General features: G+C 64.8%; 11 protein-coding genes and 1 pseudogene. 8 read left to right on the plus strand and 4 right to left on the minus strand.

Features of this window, described 5'->3' with window-relative positions:
* Positions 1-384 precede the first annotated feature (384 nt).
* Entirely contained in the window at positions 385-837 is a 453-nt protein-coding gene (locus AWC08_RS04840) for a hypothetical protein (RefSeq protein ID WP_065134488.1), read from the plus strand.
* Here the strand turns inward: AWC08_RS04840 and AWC08_RS04845 are convergent, their stop codons facing one another.
* Positions 838-2,484 (minus strand): acetolactate synthase large subunit, encoded by a 1,647-nt coding sequence (locus AWC08_RS04845; protein ID WP_069434528.1) that lies wholly within the window; start codon positions 2,482-2,484, stop codon positions 838-840. It abuts the gene before it with no gap.
* A gap of 77 nt (positions 2,485-2,561) precedes the next feature.
* On the opposite strand from AWC08_RS04845, the gene AWC08_RS04850 reads away from it, so the two are divergent.
* The gene (locus AWC08_RS04850; protein WP_069434529.1) at positions 2,562-3,980 is read left to right on the plus strand and encodes an NADP-dependent succinic semialdehyde dehydrogenase; all 1,419 of its coding nucleotides are present in this window, start codon (positions 2,562-2,564) and stop codon (positions 3,978-3,980) included.
* A 94-nt stretch (positions 3,981-4,074) separates the two neighbouring features.
* Here the strand turns inward: AWC08_RS04850 and AWC08_RS04855 are convergent, their stop codons facing one another.
* From AWC08_RS04855 to AWC08_RS04865, 3 genes are all read right to left on the minus strand, one after another.
* A complete protein-coding gene (locus AWC08_RS04855; protein WP_069434530.1) occupies positions 4,075-5,016 on the minus strand; it encodes a R2-like ligand-binding oxidase in 942 nt (313 codons plus the stop codon).
* On the minus strand, positions 5,013-5,696 hold the full coding sequence (locus tag AWC08_RS04860; protein ID WP_065134493.1) for a TetR/AcrR family transcriptional regulator: 684 nt from the start codon (positions 5,694-5,696) through the stop codon (positions 5,013-5,015). Before AWC08_RS04860 ends, AWC08_RS04855 begins: the two co-directional genes overlap by 4 nt.
* A gap of 82 nt (positions 5,697-5,778) precedes the next feature.
* A complete protein-coding gene (locus AWC08_RS04865) occupies positions 5,779-7,497 on the minus strand; it encodes an acyl-CoA dehydrogenase family protein (protein ID WP_069434531.1) in 1,719 nt (572 codons plus the stop codon).
* Positions 7,498-7,622: 125 nt separating this feature from the next.
* On the opposite strand from AWC08_RS04865, the gene AWC08_RS04870 reads away from it, so the two are divergent.
* From AWC08_RS04870 to AWC08_RS04895, 6 genes and pseudogenes are all read left to right on the plus strand, one after another.
* Positions 7,623-8,603: a phosphotriesterase family protein gene (locus tag AWC08_RS04870; RefSeq protein WP_065134496.1), complete on the plus strand. Its 981-nt coding sequence runs from the start codon at positions 7,623-7,625 to the stop codon at positions 8,601-8,603.
* Positions 8,600-10,051 carry an AMP-binding protein gene (locus tag AWC08_RS04875; protein WP_069434532.1) on the plus strand — a complete coding sequence of 484 codons (1,452 nt, stop codon included), beginning with the start codon at positions 8,600-8,602 and terminating at the stop codon, positions 10,049-10,051. The genes AWC08_RS04870 and AWC08_RS04875 overlap by 4 nt, the downstream gene beginning before the upstream one ends.
* On the plus strand, positions 10,051-10,794 hold the full coding sequence (locus AWC08_RS04880; protein WP_069434533.1) for a PP2C family protein-serine/threonine phosphatase: 744 nt from the start codon (positions 10,051-10,053) through the stop codon (positions 10,792-10,794). Before AWC08_RS04875 ends, AWC08_RS04880 begins: the two co-directional genes overlap by 1 nt.
* Before the next feature lie 5 nt (positions 10,795-10,799).
* Positions 10,800-12,539 carry a DUF6311 domain-containing protein gene (locus AWC08_RS04885; protein ID WP_069434534.1) on the plus strand — a complete coding sequence of 580 codons (1,740 nt, stop codon included), beginning with the start codon at positions 10,800-10,802 and terminating at the stop codon, positions 12,537-12,539.
* A gap of 156 nt (positions 12,540-12,695) precedes the next feature.
* A pseudogene (locus AWC08_RS37880) lies at positions 12,696-13,049 on the plus strand (HAD family hydrolase); the annotation flags it as partial.
* Positions 13,050-13,301: 252 nt separating this feature from the next.
* Positions 13,302-21,659, plus strand: coding sequence for a PPE family protein (locus tag AWC08_RS04895; RefSeq protein WP_069434535.1), 8,358 nt, complete (start codon positions 13,302-13,304; stop codon positions 21,657-21,659).
* Positions 21,660-21,715: the final 56 nt, after the last annotated feature.

Below are 21,715 nucleotides of genomic sequence, written 5' to 3' on the forward strand. Positions count from 1 at the left end.
CGTTCCCGGCGTTCCTCGCGCTCCATCAACCGCATCAGCTCGGGGGTGGTCATTGCCGCAAACGTCAACGCGCACAATCGGTCCTGGGCATCGTCGGACGCGTCGAAGGCCTCGACGATCTCCTCACGCGCGCTCGCTGCCATACCAGAATTTTACGAAGGCCCACCGACAAGTTCGGGTCGCCGAAGGCCACAACGCCGAGCGTGCACTTACTGCCACTCCGCGCGGCGTGTCCGCGTAATTTGCTGCACGCTCGCGGCGCAACCCCGAAGCGAAACCTGTTGACATCTGCCCTCATAGAGAAGTCATACCCACCGTTCATTAACGAAATACTTTTCGTGATCTATCCTTCTACTATCGGGCAGGAACCAGGGAGGTCAGATCATGAAGGTCATCACGTTCGCAGCGGCCGCGGCACTCGCAACCGCACTGGGAGTCAGCACGACTCCCCCATCCGCCCAAGCCGAGTCACCGACGTTGGCCGGTGTCTACCTCTACGCCGACGAGGATGGCGACACCGGGACGTGGACCATCAGAACCAGCTGCACACCCGACTGCGTCGCTCACGTCACGACCTCGTCCGGGAGAACCTTCGAGGCCACGCTGGTGGACGGACGGTATACCAACACCCGGACCATCCCCGGCGGCGTGACCTGCCCGGGCCACACCGCCGGCGACTTCGGCCGCTGGATCCCCGCCAGCGAGCATCCGGTCAACGTCACGCAATGGTGGGACCCGGTCACGCTGGTCGGCGAGGTGGATTTCTTCAACGAGGCGGCGCCGTGCGCTCTTGCTGACCGCAGTGACAGGTTCACCCTGACAAGACTCGACCGCTGACTACAGCGTCTCGTCCAGCTCCCCTAGCCGGTCGGTGAGCCGCAGGTTTTCCGAGTAGTCGACCGGGCAGGCGATCAGCGACACCCCGTCGTCGTCGAGCGCCGCCCGCAACGTCGGCAACAGCTCCTCGGCGCTGCTGATCCGATATCCCTTGGCGCCGAAGCTTTCCGCGTACTTGACGATATCCGGGTTGCCGAAGGACACGTAATGGTGCTCGCCGAGTTCGAGATCCATCTTCCACTCGATCAGCCCGTAGCCGCCGTCCTCCCAGATCAGCACCACCAGCGGGATCTTCTCCCGCACTGCCGTCTCGATCTCCTGCGAGTTCATCAGGAAGGCACCGTCGCCCACCACTGCCAGCACCTTGCACTCCGGCCGGGCCAGCTTCACACCCATCGCTCCGGGCAAGGCAAAACCCATGGTGGACAACCCGTTTGAGATCAGGCAGGTGTTGCGCTCATAGGTCGGGTAGAGCCGCGCCATCCACATCTTGGTCGCACCGGTGTCGACCAGGACCACGTCGCTGCGACCCAGCGCCTCCCGGGTGTCGGCGACCACCCGCTGCGGCGCCAGCGGAAACCTCGAATCCTGTTGCCCCCGAGCGAATTCCTCATCCAGGAGACCCGAGCCGGGGACCCCGACGTCGTCGAAGCGGCGTCCGTCCATCGCCTCGGTGAGTTGATTCAGCGAGTCGCTGATGTCGCCGATGATGCCGACGTCAACCGAGTAGTGTGCGTCGACCTCGGCGGGGAAGCGGTGGATGTGGATGATCTTCTTGTCGCCCTTCGGGTTGATGCGGACCGGATCGAATTCCTGCAACTCGTAGCCGACCGCGATGACGACATCGGCATTGTCGAACCCGAAGTTGACGTAGTCGTGTCGCATGAACCCCAGCGTCCCGATGCCGTTCGGGTGGTCGTCGGGCATGACACCCTTGCCGTGAAAGCTGTTGGCCACCTTGATGCCCAGCTCCTCGGAAAACCGGATCAGCGCCGCCGAGGCGTCGCTGCGAGCCGCGCCATGACCGGCAAGCACCACCGGCCGCTGCGCCGTGCGCAGGATGTCGACCGCCCGCGCCACCTGACGGGCGGCCGGCGCGTCCGCCCGGACCACGTTGCGCGGCAACGGCCCCAAGTCGGGATAGTCGGCAGCATCCGCATCCAGGTGCTCGGGCACCGCGAGATACACCGCCGCCGGCCTTTCGGTCTCGGCGACCTTGAACGCCTTGCGGACCATCTCCGGGATCGCATGTGCGGTCGGGATGCCGGCCGACCACCGGGTGATCGGAGCGAACATCGACACCAGGTCGACGTACTGATGGGATTCCTTGTATTCGCGGTCCTGGCCGACCTGTGCCGAGATGGCTACCATCGGCGTGCTGTTGGTGGTGGCATCGGCGACCCCGAGCTGCATGTTGATCGCACCCGGTCCCAGCGTCGCCGAGACCACGGCCGCGCGTCCGGTGACCCGGCCGTACATCTCGGCCATGAAGGCCGCGCCCTGCTCGTGCCGGGTCAGCACGTAGCGGATGTCGGAAGCCGCCAGCGCCTTGATGAACCGGATGTTCTCCTCGCCGGGTATCCCGAAGACGACTGACACGCCCTCGTTTTCCAGGCACTTGACGATCAGCTCAGCCGCTGTGGACATCCGCCACCTTTCTGTTTCGTAGATAGTGGCAGGCTAGTTGTCGGACGGTTCACGACAACCCTGACAGGAGGGCCGACGTGCCCATCGCCACCATCAACCCGGCCACCGGCGAGACAGTCAAAACCTTCACCCCCGCAACCGACGACGAAGTCGAGGACGCGATAGCACGCGCGTACGCGCGCTTCCAGGACTACCGCCGCAACACCACCTATGCCCAACGGGCCGAGTGGGCAAACGCCACCGCCGACCTGCTCGAGGCCGAGGCCGATGACACCGCGGCCATCATGACCCTCGAGATGGGCAAGACGCTGGCCAGCGCCAAGGCGGAAGTCATCAAATGCGCCAAAGGATTTCGTTACTACGCCGAGAACGCCGAAGCGCTGCTCGCCGACGAGCCGGCCGACGCCGGCAAGGTTAACGCATCCCGTGCGTTTACGCGCTACCAGCCGCTCGGCGTGGTGCTGGCGGTGATGCCGTGGAATTTCCCGCTATGGCAGGCCGTGCGGTTCGCGGCGCCCGCGCTGATGGCCGGCAATGTCGGCCTGCTCAAGCACGCCTCCAACGTCCCGCAGTGCGCGCTGTATCTGGCCGACGTCATCGCGCGCGGCGGATTCCCGGACGGATGCTTCCAGACACTGCTGGTGTCCTCCGGCGCCGTCGAGAAGATCCTGCGCGATCCCCGGGTCGCCGCCGCCACCCTCACGGGCAGCGAACCGGCCGGGCAATCGGTGGGCGCCATCGCCGGGGACGAGATCAAGCCGACCGTGCTCGAACTCGGCGGCAGCGACCCGTTCATCGTGATGCCGTCCGCGGATCTCGACGCGGCGGTGAAGACGGCGGTCACCGGCCGCGTGCAGAACAACGGCCAGTCCTGCATCGCCGCAAAACGCTTCATCGTGCACACCGACATTTACGACGAGTTCCTCGAAAAGTTCGTCGCGCGGATGGAAGCGCTGAAAGTTGGAGACCCGACCGACCCGGATACCGACGTCGGGCCGCTGGCCACCGAATCGGGTCGCGACGAGATCGCCCAGCAGGTCGAGGATGCGGCCGCGGCCGGTGCGGTGATCCGTTGCGGCGGTGAGCGTCTGGACCGTCCGGGCTGGTTTTATCCGCCGACGGTCATCAGCGACATCACCAAGGACATGGCGCTCTACACCGAGGAGGTCTTCGGCCCGGTCGCGTCGGTCTACCGGACCGCCGACATCGACGAGGCGATCGAGATCGCCAACGCCACCACCTTCGGGCTGGGATCGAACGCCTGGACCCAGGACCAGGCAGAGCAGCAGCGCTTCATCGACGACATCGTGGCGGGAGCCGTCTTCATCAACGGGATGACGGTGTCCTACCCAGAGCTGCCGTTCGGCGGCGTCAAGCGGTCCGGTTACGGCCGCGAGCTGGCGGGCCTCGGGATCCGCGAGTTCTGCAACGCCAAGACCGTCTGGATCGGCTCGGCCGACACCGCCGACACCAGCGGCAGTAAGAAGACCGAGTAGCTCGCCCGGCTACCAGTGCCGAGCAGACGCTAAGGCCCCCGAAACTCCGTTGTTTCGGGGGCCTTAGCGTCTGCTCGCCCTAGGAAGGTCCCCGCTAGGAAACCGCAGCCAGCGCGCGCTCGTCTTCGTCGGCGAAGTCGTCCTCGAGCTGCACCGGCGAATAGTCCAGGTCGATCTCGCCCACCGGGCGCCCGCGGGCACTGCTGATCGTGCCGAACCGCCGCATGCCCTTGTCGGTGGAGTACTGCAGCATCTCGTCGGGCTTCAAGCCGAACGGCGGATGCTCGCCGTACAGTTCGAACCCCTCTTCGGTCAGCCGCAGCGCCATCGGGATGAGCTCGTTCATGCGGTTTTCGAACACGGTCCAGTTGGCGTCGTCGGCCGCGACGTGGCGACGGCAGGTGAAGGTGCCCCACGCCATATGGCGTCGCTCGTCGTCGCCGATGCGCCGCACCAGCTCCTGCATGCCTGGCAGAATGCCGCGTTCGACGCAGATCTTGTTCCAGGCGTAATAGCCGGTGAGCGCCAGCATGCCCTCGACGATGTGGTTGTAGGTGACCGATGCCCGCACCTGTGCGGCCGGTGACGGATCGCCGGTCAGCGCGTTGAGACAGTCGGGCAACTCGTCGTAGAAGATGTCCCGATAGGTGGGCAGCGGGTCCAGATAGCCATGCAGGTCATCCTTGACGCCCACCGCGTCCAGCCAGAGGCGGAACACCTGGACGTGCTTGGCCTCCTCGAACGCGAACTGGGTCAGGTACATCTCGTCGCCGAGGCGCCCTTCGGCCCGCATCGCGGCCATGAATGGCTGGATGTCCTCGGTCACCGCTTCCTCTCCGGCGATGAATTGGGCGCACAGCCGAATGGCGTAGTCACGCTCGGCGTCCGACAGGTTCTGCCAGTCCTCCCCGTCCTTGGAGAAGTCGATGTCGGCCGGGTTCCAAAATTTGGCGTTGCCGCCGGCGAACAGCTTCAGCGGCAGGCTCTGCCAGTTGAGCCCGCCGGCGACCATTGAGCCGGTATGGGTGCGTGTCATGTGCTTTCCTCCGATCGGGCGGGTTGGACGGCTGGGGCCGGCGCGGAGAACGCGTCCGAAAGCACCGCGACGAGCCGGCGCACCGCGAGCGCCGGCTGCTCCGGCGTCGGCTCGTCGAGGCCCAGAATCGGGTCCAGCCCGCGCATGTACGGCGCCAGGGCCAGGTGCGGAAAGATCATCAGCAGCAGCGAAAGCAACGCGTCGGTGTCGGAGTCGGCACGCAGATCGCCCCGCCGGTGCGCCTCGGTCACCAGCGGCCGAAGCACCTCCAGATAGTGGCGGTGGATGACGTTGCGCACGCTGATGCGGGCGTCGGTGTCGACCTCCAAGGTCGCCGCGGCGTGCAGCGCCCGTTCCCGGGGGTGCTCGGCGTAGTAGGCGACCCAGGCGTCGAGCAGGTCGGTGAGGAAGGCGAAGAACGGCCGGCCCGAATCGAGTTCGCGGATGGTGGCTTCCACGTAGGCGCGGACGCGCAGGCTGGCCACGTCGGCGATGTAGGCATAGAGGTCGCGCTTGTCCGCGAAGTACTGGAACAGGCTGCCCTTGGCCACCCCCGCGCGCCGGGCGATGACATTGAGGCTGCCGTTAGAGAAACCGTGGGCGCCGAATTCGGCCTCCGCGGCTTCGATGACCGCCGCGCGGCGAGCCGGATCGACGCGCGCCCAGGTAACCGTTGGCATGGGGCTCCCCTCACCATGAATGACCACTGGTCATTCTACTGTGAGGCAGCTCACAGTCAAGGGTTCGCCGGCCGGCCCAGCGCTATGGCCGCATCTCGTACGCGCCGTTGAGCGGCAGCACGAATTCCTTCCACACCGTGTCGTAGCGCGCCGGGTCATTGGCGGGGCGGCGGACCATGCGCAGCGCGAACTCGGCCTGCGCGCCGGTCGTGGCGGCCTTGTCGTGCAGCTCGACGGCGTAGCTGTTGAAGTCGCGGACCAGCAGGCCGAAGATCTCGTCGAGCAGCGCCTCGTCCACGCCGGACAGCTGGGCCTCCTCCAGGATCAGCTGAGCGTAGGGCACCAGGGCGAAGATCTGGCCGACGCCGAAGGCGAAGTCGATGTCCTTCTGCTGCGCGGCGTCCGGGGTGGCGCTGGCCAGCATCTCGGCCAGCACGTCGACCTGCTCACGTAACAGCGCAACGTTAGGCAGGTGCCCGTAGCTGTCGAACGGCGTGCGCCAGTTGTGGAAGCGCACCTTGCCCAGGCCGCCGGTGGGCCCCTGGTTGAACAGGAAGGTGTCGTCGGCGTCGTCGTCGCGCCGGCCGATCAGCGGCAGCGCCGCGTCAGGGGCGAACAGGAAGTTGGGCATGAACTTGGCCAGCAGCCCGATGTTGATGTGCACGGTGCCCTCCAGCCGGGGCAGCATGCCGATCTCCTGGGCGACGGTTTCGAAGAACATGTCCTTCTCCACGCCCTTGGCCGCGATGACGTCGAACAGCGCGGTGATCACGCGCTCACCCTCGCTGGTGACCTTGGCCTTGGTGAGCGGGCTGTACAGCAGGTAGCGGCGGTCGTCGGCGGATGCGCTGCGCATGTAGTCCGACGCCCGGGTGCACACCAGCCGCATGGCGACCAGGCGCGCGTAGGAGTCGGTGAGCAACCGGCGGACGTGGCTGAAGTCGGTAACGACGGTGCCGTACAGGTGGCGGTTGGCGGCGTGCGTGATGGCCTCGTAGAAGGCGTGGGTGCACATGCCCACCGAGCCCCAGCCCAGGTTGTACTTGCAGACGTTCACCGTGTTCAGGGCGGCGTGGAAGGCGCCCATGCCGCGGTGCAGCAGGTCGGCCTCGGTGACCGGGTAGTCGTGCAGGGCGTAGTTCGCCACGTAGTTCTGCGAGTTGACGACGTTCTTCTTGCATTCGTAGCGGTCGTCCTGAGAGTCCGCGGCGAAGAACACGTACTCCGGGTTCTCCGAACCGTCGTCGATGCGGCCGAAGGTGGAGGTCATCCGGGCGACGTTGGCGTTGCCGATGTAGTACTTCTCGCCGTTGGCGACCCAGCCGTGCTCGGACGGGGTCAGCACCATGTCGGTCTGATAGACGTCGGCGCCGTGCGCCTTCTCGGAGAGGCCGAAAGCGAACACCTCACCCTGTTCCAGCTGGGCGGCGGCCTTGCGCTTGGCGTCCTCGTTGTCGCTCATCCAGATCGGGCCCAGACCCAGCGCGGTCACCTGGAAGGGGTACCAGTAGCTCAGCCCGTAAAAGCCGATGATCTCGGCGAACTCGCTGATGCGGTAGGTGTCCCAGCGGCAGGCCAGATCCGGGTCCGAGGCGCCGTACTCGGCGGGCGTCAGCAGTGAGGCGAAGATCCGGTTCTCGGCGATGTGGTTGAGGAAGTCGGTGTACCAGACGCGCTCGTGTGCGTCGTGCTTGAGCTTCGCTTTACCGCGGTTCTCGAAGAAGTCCACCGTGGCCTGCATGATCTCCCCCGACCGGGCATCCGGGTACTTGCGTTGCAGTTTGTTGGGATTGAGCAGCATGAGGGTGGCTCCAGAGCGATTTCGGATCGGGACGGGTAGACCGTACTGCAATACTCCGGCAGCCGGTACAACGACGACGTTGCTAGGTCTTAAAAATGCCCCGGCAGCGACCTAGCATCAAAGGCGTGTCAGAACTTAATACCGCCCGGGGAACCATCGATACCGCCGATCTCGGCGTCACGCTCATGCACGAGCACGTGTTCATCATGACGACCGAAATCGCCCTCAACTACCCCGAAGCCTGGGGTGACGAGGAGAAACGGGTGGCCGACGCCGTCGCTCGCCTCAACGAACTGAAGTCCCGTGGCGTCGACACCATCGTCGACCTGACCGTCATCGGGCTCGGCCGCTACATTCCCCGCATCGCCCGGGTGGCTGCCGCCACCGAGCTGAATATCGTTGTGGCTACCGGGCTTTACACGTACAACGACATTCCGTTTCGATTCCACTACGAGGGGCCCGGCGGCATGCTCGACGGCCCGGAGATCATGACCGACATGTTCGTCCGGGACATCGAGCAAGGCATCGCCGACACCGGCATCAAGGCCGGCATCCTCAAGTGCGCCACCGACGAACCCGGCATCACCCCGGGCGTCGAACGGGTCCTGCGCGCAGTCGCCCAGGCCCATAAGCAGACCGGGGTGCCGATCTCCACGCATACGCACGCCGGCTTGCGCCGCGGGCTGGAACAGCAGCGCATCTTCGAAGAAGAGGGGGTGGACCTGAGCCGGGTGATCATCGGGCACTCCGGTGATAGCACCGATGTCGGCTACCTCGAGGAGCTCATCTCGGCGGGCTCGTATCTGGGCATGGACCGGTTCGGCCTGGACGTGCTGCTGCCCTTCGAGGAGCGCGTTCAGATCGTAGCCACCATGTGCGAGCGCGGCCACGCCGACAAGATGGTGCTTTCCCACGACGCCAACTGCTATTTCGACGCACTGCCCGAAGCGCTGGTGCCGCAGATGGCGCCCAACTGGCACTACCTGCACATCCACAACGACGTCATCCCCGCACTCAAACAACGCGGCGTCACCGACGAACAGATCCACACCATGCTCGTGGAGAACCCGCGAAAAATCTTCGATCGGCAGGGCGCCTATCAGTGACGGTCCCGTCGATCGGAACCCAGATTTCGCAGCTGGCCGCGCTCGCCCCGGACGAGCCCGCGGTCAGCTGCGACGGGTACACCATCACCCGCGCCGAACTCGACTCCTCCACCAACCGGCTGGCCCGCGCGTACGCGCAGCGCGGCGTGGGCGTCGGCGACTACGTGACGATCGTGCTGCCCAACTCCGTGGAATGGATCCAGGCGGCGGTGGCGTGCTGGAAACTGGGGGCGGTGCCGCAGCCGTTGTCCCCGCGACTGCCCGAAGCGGAGCTTGAAGGATTGCTGGGCCTGCGCCGCTCGGCATTGCTGATAGGCCGGGAGCATCCCGTAACACCCAGTTTGCCAAGGGGTTTCGTCCCTGACACCTCGGATGCCCCGCTCCCCGAAGCGGTGTCGCCGTGCTGGAAGTCGATGGCCTCGGGCGGCAGCACCGGGCGGCCCAAGCTCATCGAGGCCGGCGGTGACAGCCGGGTACCGCCGGCGATCGGCTATCCGCTGGGCATGCAGGAGGGCGACACCACCCTGGTGCCGGTGCCGCTGACGCACAACACCGGGTTCACCACCGCGTTGATCGCGCTGATCATGCGCCAGCACCTGGTGTTGATGAGCCGGTTCGATCCGCATGAATTCCTTCGGGTGATCGAACGGTATGGCGTCACGTTCCTGGTGACCGTGCCGACGATCATGCAGCGCTTGCTACCCGTCTATCAGGCCGGGTCCTATGACCTGTCCTCGCTGCGGCGGTTGTGGCACCTGGCCGCGCCGTGCCCGCCGACGGTCAAGCAGGCCTGGATCGACCTGCTGGGTCCCGAGAAGATCTGGGAGCTTTACGGCGGCACCGAGTTACAGGCGCTGACTTTCATCTCCGGAGATCAGTGGCTGACCCACCCGGGGTCGGTCGGGCAGGTGGTGAGCGGGCAGATGAAGGTGCTCGACGACGACGGCAACGAGTGCCCGCCCGGCGTGGTCGGCGAAATCTACATGCGCCCCAACCCCGGCAGCGCGCCGACCTACCGCTACGTCGGCACCACCGCAAAGTCGCGCGACGGCTGGGATTCGCTGGGCGATCTCGGCTATTTCGACGCCGACGGATTCCTCTACCTGTCGGACCGCCGCGTCGACATGTTCACCGTCGGTGGCCGCAACGTATACCCGGCCGAGATCGAGAACGCGCTGTCGGCTCATCCAGAAGTGTTGTCCTGCTTGGCTGTTGGGATTCCGGACGGCGACCTCGGCCAGGTGCCGTACGCCCTGGTGCACACGACGAGCGGGTCGGCTCTGGACGCCACGGCCGTCCAGGCGTTCGTCGCCGATCGACTTGCGGCCTACAAAGTGCCCCGTATCGTTGAATTCGTCGATACCCCACTGCGAGACGACGCCGGCAAGGCACGTCGCACCGCGGTGCGCGACGCCGTCATTGCGCGACTACAGGTTGGGGGGCCGTGATGGATGCCACCCGGTACTCGGCCCTGAGCGACGTCGGGTGCGAACGCTCCGAGAACCAGGACCGCTGGGGCGCGGACGGCGACCAGCGTCTGTTCATGGTGGCCGACGGCGTGGGCGGCAGCCGCGACGGCGCGCTGGCCGCCCAGACCATGGTCGACATCCTGCCCCGTTACGTCGCCCATCACCTGCCACCGGACCAGCGGGAGGCCCCGGACGCGCCGGAGCGCCTGGGCCGGGCCATCTCCGAGCTCTCCGACGACCTGCACACCAAGGCGCAGAAAGATGCCCGGTACGCCGGCGCCAACAGCACCCTGGTGGCCATCGTGGTGGTCGGCGCCCGCGTTCTGGTCGCACATCTCGGCGACAGCCGCGCCTACCTGTATCGGGAGGGGCAGCTGACCCAACTCACCAAGGATCACACCCTGGTGCAATCCCTGGTGGACGCGAATCAGGTGCAGGCCGAGGACGCGGGGAACCTGCGAGTGCGCAATGTGGTGACGCGGTACATGGGGATGAAGCCGCCCGCGCGGGCCGACTCCGGCGCCCATGACCTGTCCGACGGTGACCGAATCCTGTTGTGCAGCGACGGGTTACACGGCATCGTCGATCAGGGCACGACGACGCGGATCCTCGGCAGACACGACGACCCCGGTGAAGTCTGCGCCGCCCTGATCGCGGCGGCGCGCGGTGCCGGCGCCCCTGACAACGTCACCGCGCTGGTGGTCGACGTCTCCGACTCGTAGCCGGGGTGACCGGCGTTCGGCGGTGGACCGCCGGCCTCACGGTGTTCGTCTGCTACCTGGTGGGGGCCGTCGTGCTGACCATCGGCGCCTGGAGCGATCCGACATCCGGCTGGGCCGGCGGCTGCTGCGACCAGGAGCAGACGATCTGGTACCTGGGCTGGGCTCCGCACGCACTCACCCACGGCCTCAACCCGTTCTTCACCACCCAGATCGGCGCGCCCGCCGGCGTCAACCTGATGTGGAACACCCCGATGACTCTGCTCGGGCTGCTGGGCTGGCTGCCGGCCAAGATCGGCGGGCCGATCTTCGGCTTCAACGTCCTGATGGTCCTCGGCGTGGCTCTGAGCGGGTGGACCGCGTGGCTGGCGATCCGCCGCTGGACCGGAGACGGCCTCGGCCCGGTCGTCGGCGGCGCGGTGTACGCCTTCTCGCCCTACGTCGCCTCCCATGCGGCCCTGCACCTCAACCTGGCGACGGCCTGGGTGGCGCCGCTGGTCGTGATCGTCATCGACGAGCTGCTGGTCACCGGACGGCGACCGGCGTGGCACGCGGGGGTGGCACTCGGTTTGCTGGGCGCCGCGCAACTTCTGATCGCGGCCGAGATGCTGGCGACCGGCGTCGTGGCCGCGGGAGTGCTGATCGGTGTCATGGCCCTGGCCGCCCGGACGGGGCGGCGTGCAGCGCTGGCCCGTCTGCGCAACGCGCTCGCGGTCGCAGCGCCGGTGTTCCTGGTGCTTTCTGCCTGGCCCCTGTTCACCCAGTTCTTCGGACCGCAACGCATCACCGAGCAGGTACAGGATTCCAAGACATTCTCGACCGACCTGCTGAACCTGGTCGTTCCGACGCCCTACCAGCTGATTGCCCCGCCCGCGGCCACCCGGGTGTCGCGGGAGTTCAGCGGTCTATATCACGAGGCGACCGGCTACCTCGGCCTGCCGCTGCTGGCCCTTCTCGTCGTCGTGACCATCCGCCACTGGGACGACCTTCGGATCCGGGTCGCGAGCGTCACGGGCGCGCTGCTCCTCGTGCTCTCGCTCGGGCCGTGGCTGCACCTCGGCACCGAGGCGCTGCCGGTCCCGCTGCCCTGGCTGCCCTTCGGCTCGCTGCCACTGCTCAATCACGTGCTGCCGGCGCGCTTCACGCTGTACGTCTGGCTGGCGGTCGCCGTGATCGTGGCCGGCGTCATCGCACGGGCGACCCAGCTGGACCCGCTTCGGAAGGCAGCGTGGTTGCTCGCGGTGGGCGCGGCGCTCGCCCTGATCCTTCCCGCCCCGCTGCAGCGCATGGCGTTCTACACCCCCGCCTACTTCCGAAGTTGGGCGAGCCATCACATCGCGCCCGAGGAAACCGTCCTGGTCGCGCCGTACTTCCTCGATCCCGACGGCAGGGCGGCGCCAATGCTGTGGGCGGCGGAAACCGACTACGGGCTGCGGATGCCCGAGGCCTACGCCTACATGCCCCAGCCGGACGGCGGGACCAGGCCCGGACCCCCGCCGACGCGGCTCTTCTCGGTCATGGTGACGATTCAGCAGGGCACCGCGCTGCTGGCGCGCGGTGAGGTGCGTGACGAGGTCGAGGCGGATCTGCGGCAGGCGGGGGTGCGTCACGTCATCGTCGGGCCGACCCGGGAGTACCAGGCGTTGATCGCGTTCTTCAGCGACCTGTTCGGCCGCCCACCCCAGTACGTCGACGAGATCGCGATCTGGCGGGACGTGGACGTCGGGGGTGTCGTCGCGGCGCGGTAGGCGCGTTGCCCGGCGGCGGCGCAGCGCCTCTCGGCATCCGCGCTGTCGGCGACTGAGTCCCGTCTGCCGCAACGCTATCCAGCGTCCTCGACCAGGGACATTGACGCGGCCGCTAGGCAAGCACAACGATCACCGTGGACATCCTCGACATCGGAGATTTCGGATCGTTGTCACCGCCCCGTCGGGTACGGGCGAAGCGGCGCCGGACCGGATGTCGGGGCCGCTGTCAGCCACCCGCCGGCCGATCGGACCGCCGCATTCTTCGATGTGGACAACACCCTGGTGCACGGCTCGTCGGCGTTGCACTTCGGCAGTGGGCTGGCCGCGCACGGCTAGTTCACTTACCGCGATGTGCTGGGCTTCGTCTACTCCCAGGCCGAGTTCCGGCTGTAGGGCAAGGAGAACAGCGATGATGACGCCGCGGTCCGACACAAAGCACTGACTTTCGTCGAGGGCCGCTCGGTCGCGGAACTGATGACACTCGCCGAGCAGATTTACGGCGAGGTCATCGGCGGGTTCGCCATCGCCCTGGTCGGGGGCGGCGGCCGCAGCCTCCCGTCGCCAGAAAGCCGCCATGCCTACGCCGTAGCGGCCGGTACCAACTTTCAGTGGCCGGCAGGCCCCGCCGCCCATTTCACGATTGACACACGATCACCAAATCCGCCGTAGGCAGGCTGACCAGGCCTTGGTTCCGACACCGACTACGGGGATTTAGGACTGTGACGGTTTTGAGTTCGAACGAATCCAGCTAGCGGGCTGGTCATGGACTACCGGGTACTGCCCCCAGAGATCAATTCGGCGCGACTGTTTGTCGGCGTGGGGGCTGAACCGATGGTGAATGCCGCCGCGGCCTGGCAGAGCTTGGCCACCGACCTGGGGTCGGCCGCGGCGTCGTTCTCGTCGGTGACTTCGGACCTGGCCGGCACCGCATGGCGGGGGCCGGCTTCGGCGGTAATGGCGAATGCCGCGGCTCATTACATCGAATGGCTGAGCACCGCGACCATGAAGGCGGAGCAAGCCGCCAGCCAGATGCTGGTGACGGCGGCAGCATTCGAGGTGGCGTTAGTTGCGACGGTGCGCCCGTCAGTGATCTCCGCTAACCGCTACACGTTCGAGTCGCTGGTGCTTTCGAACGTGCTGGGACAGAACGGCCCCGCGATCGCGGCGGCAGAAGCCCAGTACGAACAAATGTGGGCTCAGGATGTCGCCGCGATGGCGGGCTACCACGCTGCGGCTTCGGCTGCCGTCGCCGAAGTCACACCGTTCACCGCGGGGCTACTGGTGAACTTGCAGATGGGGGTGGGCAGCGCGGCGCCCGCGGTCGCCGGCCCGGCGGCGGCCCAATCGACGATTTTCAGCAATCTGCTTCCGGCGGGCTTCGATATTTTCTCGGCCGGAAACGTCGGCAATAACAACATCGGTTTCGGAAACACCGGCAGCAACAACATCGGCTTCGGAAACACCGGCAGCAACAACCTCGGTTTCGGCAACTGGGGTTACGGCAACACCGGCTTCGCCAACACCGGCAACAACAACGTCGGTATCGGGTTCACGGGCAGCAATTTGATCGGCTTCGGCGGCTTCAACTCCGGCAACGGCAATATCGGCGTCTTCAACTCCGGCACCGGCAACATCGGTATCGGAAACTCGGGCACTGGCAATCTCGGCATCGGCAACTCGGGCAACAGCCATAACACCGGAATTGGGAACTCGGGCCACGCCAACACGGGACTCTTCAACACCGGCATAGCCAACAGTGGCATCGGCAACACCGGCAACTACAACACCGGTGACTTCAACCCTGGCAGTGGCAACACCGGGTGGTTCAACACGGGCAATTACAACACTGGATCGTGCAACGCCGGCAGTCTCAATACGGGCCTTTTCAACACTGGCAACGTCAACACGGGCGTCTTCAACTCAGGCGACTTCAACAACGGATTATTCGTGTCGGGCGACAACAAGGGGCAGTTCGGCATCCGTCTGTCCGTGACCATTCCACGAGTACCCATCAACGTGCAGATGCTTATGCCACTGCACGAAATCGTGGTGATCGACGGCATGACCATTCCAGTCACCGTCCCCGAGTCCGTCTTCCCTCGCACCGAGTACCTGGACGGCTTCTTCTTCTTGGGCCCGATCGTTCTCGGCGGATCGACTATCACTACTCCGACGGTCACACTGACCATCGGCACACCGGGCATGGTTCTCCCGATCAGCATCGTCGGCGCCTTCGAGGGCGGAACGATCACGTTTCTCGACATCCCCGGCGGACCCGGCATCGGGAATTCGACCAGCAGCCCCTCGTCGGGTTTCTTCAACTCAGGAGCCGGTGGCACCTCCGGCTTCAACAACTTCGGCGGCACCGGTTCGGGCATCTGGAACACCGGCCTGGGCAGCGCAGTAGGGAACTCCGGCCTGATGAACGCCGGCTCGCTGCAATCCGGCTGGGCGAACTGGGGCGACACCGTCTCGGGCTTCCACAGCACCGGTAGCCACGTCTCCGGCTTCCTCCGGGAACCGGGGTTCGCGGCGCCGGCGTTCGATGCAGGGCTGTCAAACCTCGGTCAGTTGAATTTGGGCGCCGGAAACGCCGGCGAGTCCAACTTCGGTCTGGCCAACCTGGGCAGTCACAACTTCGGCTTCGCCAACACCGGCAACGGCAATGTCGGGTTCGCCAACACCGGCAACAACAACATCGGGATTGGGCTGACCGGCGACAACCGGGTGGGTTTCGATGTCGCGGCCCGGCTGAACTCGGGCAGCGGCAACCTCGGGCTGTTCAACTCCGGCACCGACAACATCGGCTTGTTCAACTCGGGCGCCGGAAACGTCGGAATCGGCAACTCCGGCAGCGGGAATATGGGCATCCTCAACGCGGGCCACGTCAATACCGGATTCTTCAACTCCGGCAACGTCAATACCGGCGTCGGCAACTCCGGTAATCACAACACCGGCAGCTTCAATACCGGAAGCTTCAACACGGGCGATTTCAACCCGGGCTCCTACAACACGGGCTACCTCAACACCGGCGATTACAACACCGGCCTGGCGAACGCGGGCAACGTGAACACCGGCGCTTTCGTCTCCGGGAGTTTCAGCAACGGAATCCTGTGGCGAGGCCAGTACCAAGGCCTCTGGGGCGCCCGATACACGCTTCACGTTCCCGAACTTCCCGTGCACGTCGAACTCTCCATTCCCATCAATATCCCCGTCACTGCCTCCTTCACCGACACGGTGTTCAGCGGAATCACGCTGCGCGCACTGAATTTCGGCTTCAGCGTCCCCCTCGGGCCACTGCCACTCGCGCGCGGTGTCATCGACGCCGTCACCCTGCCGTCGATCCGGGCTTCGGGCCCGCAGGTTGCGTTCAACATCGGCGACGTCGACGGATCGACCGTGGTACGACTGCCGATCACCGCCAGTATCGGTCCCTTCGACTGGACATTGCTCAACATTCCCGCGGCTAGCGGTTTTTTCAATTCCACCGCCCACCCGTCTTCCGGCTTTTTCAACGGCGGCACCGGAACCGTGTCCGGCGCCGCAAACACCGGTGCCGACCTCTCGGGCTTCGCGAACGTGGCCGCCTTCGGGACATCGGGATTCGGAAACTACGGCGAGCTGCAATCGGGCCTGTTGAATCTGGGCACGACTGCTTCGGGGTTCCTCAACACCGATATCGCGGATTTCATTCAGCGCCAATTAGACGGGACGTCGACGCTCAACGTCGGCCCGGCCAACATCGGTGTAGCCAATATCGGGCTGGCGAATCTGGGCGACACCAATGTCGGTTTCGGGCACCTCGGCAACGCCAACTTCGGCGCCGCCAACGCGGGTAGTCACAACTTCGGCTTCGGCAACACCGGCAACGGTAATTTCGGCTTGGCCAACACCGGCAACAACAACATCGGTTTCGGGCTGACCGGCGACAATCTGGTGGGTTTCGACTTCGCAGCCGGGCTGAACAGCGGCAGCGGCAACCTCGGGTTGTTCAACTCCGGCGCGAACAACATCGGCATCGGCAACTCGGGTACCGGCAACGTCGGCATCGGCAACTCCGGTAACGCCAACACGGGAATCCTCAACGCGGGCGACGTCAATACCGGTTGGCTCAACTCCGGCGTCGCCAACACCGGCATCGGCAACGCCGGCAAGTACAACACCGGCAACTTCAACACCGGCAGCTTCAACACCGGCGATGTCAACCCGGGCTCCTATAACACGGGCCATTTCAACAGCGGCGATTACAACACCGGCCTGGCGAACTCGGGCAACGTCAACACTGGCGCCTTCATCTCCGGCAACTACAGCAACGGAATCCTGTGGCGGGGCGAATACCAGGGCCTGTGGGGCGCCACCGCCTCCGGCAACATTCCAGATACCGCCATTCCCGTGCATCTGCGGATGTCGCTCTACCTCGATGTCCCGGTCACCGGCACGCTCGGCACCATCACCATCCAGTCGTTCACCATTCCGCGCCTGAGTGTCGAAGCCACGTTCTTCGAGGTTCCAGGTGTCGATCTTGGGACCAGGGTCCTCGACGTCAGGCCGATCACCATTCCGGCAATCTCGATCAGCCAGTCCACCGTCAGCATGCGCATCGGTGCGGGCCCGGGCCCTCTGATCGAGACCGGCGGGACCGGCAGCCTGCTTCCGATCAGCCTGCCGTTCATCAATTTCCCGCCCGGCCCGGGATTCGGGAACACGACGAGCACGCCCTCCTCGGGAATATTCAATTCCGGCCCCGGGCCGGTATCGGGCTTTGGGAACGCCGGCGGCCACATATCCGGCTTCTTCAACCTGGCCACCGCTGCCTCGGGCTATTACAACGTCGGCGGGCAGGTGTCAGGCCTGTCGAATCTCGGCAACACGATTTCGGGCGCCTTCAATACGAGCGCGCTCACCATGCCGGCCAACCTTTCAGGTTTCGGGCACAGCAGCGCTGAAATCGCGGGTCACCTGACCGGCGCAGGGGCCCCGCTGGCCAACTTCGGCTTCGGCAACCTCGGCGCCTACAACGTCGGCTTATCGAATGTGGGATCGGCAAACTTCGGCAGCGGCAACGTCGGAAGCCACGACTTCGGCATCGGAAACCTCGGCAGCGGCAATGTCGGCCTCGCAAACTTCGGCGCGCTCAACGCGGGACTGGCGAACCTGGGCCACGAGAACTTCGGCCTGAGCAACGCGGGCAACAGCAACGCCGGCATCGCGAACACCGGCAACCACAACATCGGCTTCGGGAACACCGGTGACAACAACATCGGCATCGGGCTCACAGGTACCGGCCAGATCGGATTCGGCGCCCTGAACTCAGGACGCGGCAACATCGGCCTGCTCAATTCGGGCACCGGCAACGTCGGCCTGTTCAACTCGGGTACCGGAAACATCGGCCTGTTCAATTCCGGCACGGGAAACACCGGCCTGTGCAATTCCGGCACCGGCAACACCGGAATAGCCAACGCGGGCAACGGAAACTGGGGGCTGTGGAATCCGGGCACCGGCAACACGGGCGTCGCCAACACCGGCGACCATAACACCGGCTTCCACAACAGCGGCAATACCAACACCGGCATCGCCAACGCGGGCGACTACAACACCGGTGTCGCCAACACCGGTGACACGAACACCGGTGTCGCCAACGACGGCGACTACAACACCGGAATGTTCAACACCGGTGATTACAACACCGGATTTCACAACTCGGGCGATGTCAACACCGGCGCCTTCAACGCCGGAAATTACAGCAACGGGGTCCTGTGGCGCGGCGATTACCAAGGCCTGTGGGGGGCTCACGCCGAAATATTCATTCCGGCATTCCCGGTCCTGAATCTGGACTTGAACATTCCCGTCAACATTCCGATCCATCTGGACCTGGGCAGCCTCGGCAGCGAGGGGTTCACCATTCCACCGGCAGTCATCAACGGCACCGACATCATCAACTACACCATCGGACCCATCTACTTCCCCACCGTCACCGGGACCCTGCCGGTAATCGATATCACCATCGGCGGACCGACCGCTTCGCTGCCGATCGCAATTCGCAGCGGCGCCGGGCCCATCAGAATCGTGCTTCTCGACATCCCGCCCGCCCCCGGTTTCGGCAACTCGAGTACGGCGCCGTCGTCGGGATTCTTCAACTCCGGAACGGGTAGCTCCTCCGGCTTCGGCAACATCGGCGGCAACAACTCGGGCTTCTGGAACAGCAGCTTGCGTAATCTCGGCAACTCGGGCTTCCAGAATTTCGGCTCGCTGCAATCGGGGTGGGCAAACCTGGGCAACACCGTCTCGGGCTTCTTCAACACGGGCACCGCGGACCTGATGATGCCGGCCAACGTATCGGGTTGGTCGACCGCCGGCAGCGATCTGGCCGGAGTGTTCCGGGGTCCGACGGGCACGACCACCTTCAACGCGGGTCTGGCCAACCTTGGTGCGCTGAACCTGGGCAGCGCGAACCTGGGCGACTACCAGCTGGGCAGCGGCAACGTCGGCTCCTACAATATCGGCTTCGGAAACCGCGGTGCGGGGAATTTCGGTTTCGGCGACCTGGGTAGCAACAACTTCGGCTTCGGCAACCTGGGCGACAGCAACATCGGCTTCGGCAACACCGGCAGCCACAACATCGGCTTCGGCAACACAGGTATGGGCAACGTCGGCTTCGGCAACACCGGCAACGGCAACATCGGCTTGGCCAACGGCGGCGACGCGAACTTCGGCATCGGCCTCGCCGGCCGCAACCTGGTGGGATTCGGCGGTTTGAACTCCGGTAGCGGTAACAGCGGCCTGTTCAACTCCGGCGCCGGAAACGTCGGGATCGGCAACTCCGGCACCGGCAATATCGGTATCGGAAATTCCGGCGCCGGAAACTTCGGCATCGGCAACTCCGGGAGCGGCAACACCGGCTGGGGTAATCCAGGCGACTTCAACACGGGCTTCTTCAACACCGGTAGCTACAACACCGGCATAGCCAATCCCGGCGACCACAACACGGGCTGGTTCAACACCGGCAACGTCAATACAGGCATCGGGAACCCGGGCGACTACAACACCGGTAACTACAACACCGGCAACTACAACACCGGCATCGGCAACGCCGGCGATTTCGGCACCGGCGGTTTTATTGTCGGCAATCAAAACAACGGCTTCTACTGGCGCGCCGACCGGCAAGGCCTGCTGGCGGCAAACTACACCATCAAAGTGGACGCCATCTCGGCATTCTTCACGGTCGACGTGCCCGTCAACATTCCCGTCACCGGCACCATTACCGACGTTTCCATCTCCGCCCTCACAATTCCGGCGGTCGACGCTCGAGGCACTCTCGACTTGGGGGTATTCAACGGAACGATCAGCGCCCCGATAGGCCCGATCCACGTCCACGGGGGCGGCAAATCAGCGCCCGCCGACACACCCATCATCATCAAATTCGGCACGCAACCCGCCATCAACTTCAACATCGGCAATCCTGATGGTTCGACCGTGGTCCGGTTCGTTGGCACTGGCGAGTTCGGGCCGATCCATATTCCGCTGATCAACCTGGCCCCGCGACCGGGCTTTTTCAACGCCACCAGCGGTCTGTCGTCGGGCTTCCTGAACTGGGGAACCGGCAGTGCCTCCGGCTTCCAGAACTTCGGCAACAATTCCGGTCTCTTCAACGTCGCCACCGCGGCACTCGGAAATTCGGGATTCCAGAATTACGGTTCGCTGCAATCGGGCTTCGCAAACCTGGGTGAGGCGATCTCGGGGTTCAGCAATGACGGCATCGGCGTGTCCGGGTGGCCCGGGAGTGGACTCTGGGGCGCGATCAGCGCCAATGCCGGAAACCACAACTTCGGCAGCGCAAACCTCGGTAACGTGAATGTCGGTTTCGCAAACTCCGGGCCCGCTCTGACGGACGCCGTGCAAAACCTCGGCCTGGGAAATACCGGTAGTTTCAACCTCGGCTTCGCCAATACCGGCAACCGCAACATCGGTATCGCCAACACCGGCGACGGCAATATCGGGATCGGCCTGCGCGGCGATCTGCGGGTGGGCCTGGCCGGACTCAATTCGGGGGGCGGCAATATCGGGTTGTTCAACTCGGGAACCGATAACATCGGCTTCTTCAATTCGGGCACCGGCAACTTCGGCATCGGGAATTCGGGTAGTCACAACACCGGAATCGCCAACAGTGGAGCCAGCAATACGGGCCTTTTGAACACCGCCCTGGCAAACACCGGGATCGGCAATACCGGCAGCCACAACACCGGGTTCTACAACGTCGGCAACACCAACACCGGCAGTTTCAACCCGGGCAGCTTCAACACCGGCGACTTCAACAGGGGCAGCTACAACACCGGCTACTTCAACACCGGAAACTCCAATACCGGTATCGGGAACTCGGGTGATGTCAACACCGGCTTGTTCATCTCAGGCGATTACAGCAATGGAGCGTTCTGGCGTGGCCAGTACCAGGGCCTGGGCGGTTTCGCATACCAGATGACGATTCCCGAGATTCCGTGGAACTACTCCGTTGCAGGCGACATCGAGATTCCGATCCAGGGCACCATCGACACCATCACGCAGGAAATGTTCACCATCGACGAGTTCGAGATACCGATCAGCCTCGAAACGTTTATCTGCGTGCTGATCAACCCGCTGCCCCCGTTCGACTGCCTGCAATATGTCGCGGTATCGCAGCTGCTCACCACCCAGCATGTCGGCCCCTTCACCGTCGATCCGAACGTGATCAATGGCGACACGCCAGTCGAGGTGACCCTGTCGTATCCGTTCAGCGTGGCCGACGCCGGAACCGTCGGACCCTTCACTTTCGGCTTCGGCTGGCAACAGGGTTCAGGATTCTTCAATACCAGTGCTGCCCCGTCGTCGGGCTTCCTCAACTCCGGCGCCGGCGGTGCCTCAGGTTTCTTCAACGACGCCGTCGGCGCCGTATCCGGTTTTGGTAACGCGATGGCGCAGAATTCCGGCGTCTTCAACACGGGGGGCCGCGGAAATTCCGGCTATTTCAACGCTGGGAATCTGCAGTCGGGGTGGCTGAACTTCGGCAATTCCATCTCGGGTTTCTACAACCCGCGCATGCTGGACCTACTCGAAACGATTTTCACTCTGGGTGGGCTCAATTCGTAGCTTCCGGCTGGCCGCAGTACCGATCCCCTGCATAGCCGCTGCCTGGGCATTTCATG

This window comes from Mycobacterium gordonae (genome assembly GCF_002101675.1).
In the GTDB taxonomy this organism is placed as follows: domain Bacteria; phylum Actinomycetota; class Actinomycetes; order Mycobacteriales; family Mycobacteriaceae; genus Mycobacterium; species Mycobacterium gordonae.

What these genes read in the sequence shown, in the direction of transcription:
- AWC08_RS04860 (WP_065134493.1), bottom strand. Translation starts at nt 5,696, where the DNA reads ATGCCAACGGTTACCTGGGCGCGCGTCGATCCGGCTCGCCGCGCGGCG.
- AWC08_RS04855 (WP_069434530.1), bottom strand. Translation starts at nt 5,016, where the DNA reads ATGACACGCACCCATACCGGCTCAATGGTCGCCGGCGGGCTCAACTGG.
- AWC08_RS04880 (WP_069434533.1), top strand. Translation starts at nt 10,051, where the DNA reads ATGGATGCCACCCGGTACTCGGCCCTGAGCGACGTCGGGTGCGAACGC.
- AWC08_RS04895 (WP_069434535.1), top strand. Translation starts at nt 13,302, where the DNA reads ATGGACTACCGGGTACTGCCCCCAGAGATCAATTCGGCGCGACTGTTT.
- AWC08_RS04840 (WP_065134488.1), top strand. Translation starts at nt 385, where the DNA reads ATGAAGGTCATCACGTTCGCAGCGGCCGCGGCACTCGCAACCGCACTG.
- AWC08_RS04865 (WP_069434531.1), bottom strand. Translation starts at nt 7,497, where the DNA reads ATGCTGCTCAATCCCAACAAACTGCAACGCAAGTACCCGGATGCCCGG.
- AWC08_RS04845 (WP_069434528.1), bottom strand. Translation starts at nt 2,484, where the DNA reads ATGTCCACAGCGGCTGAGCTGATCGTCAAGTGCCTGGAAAACGAGGGC.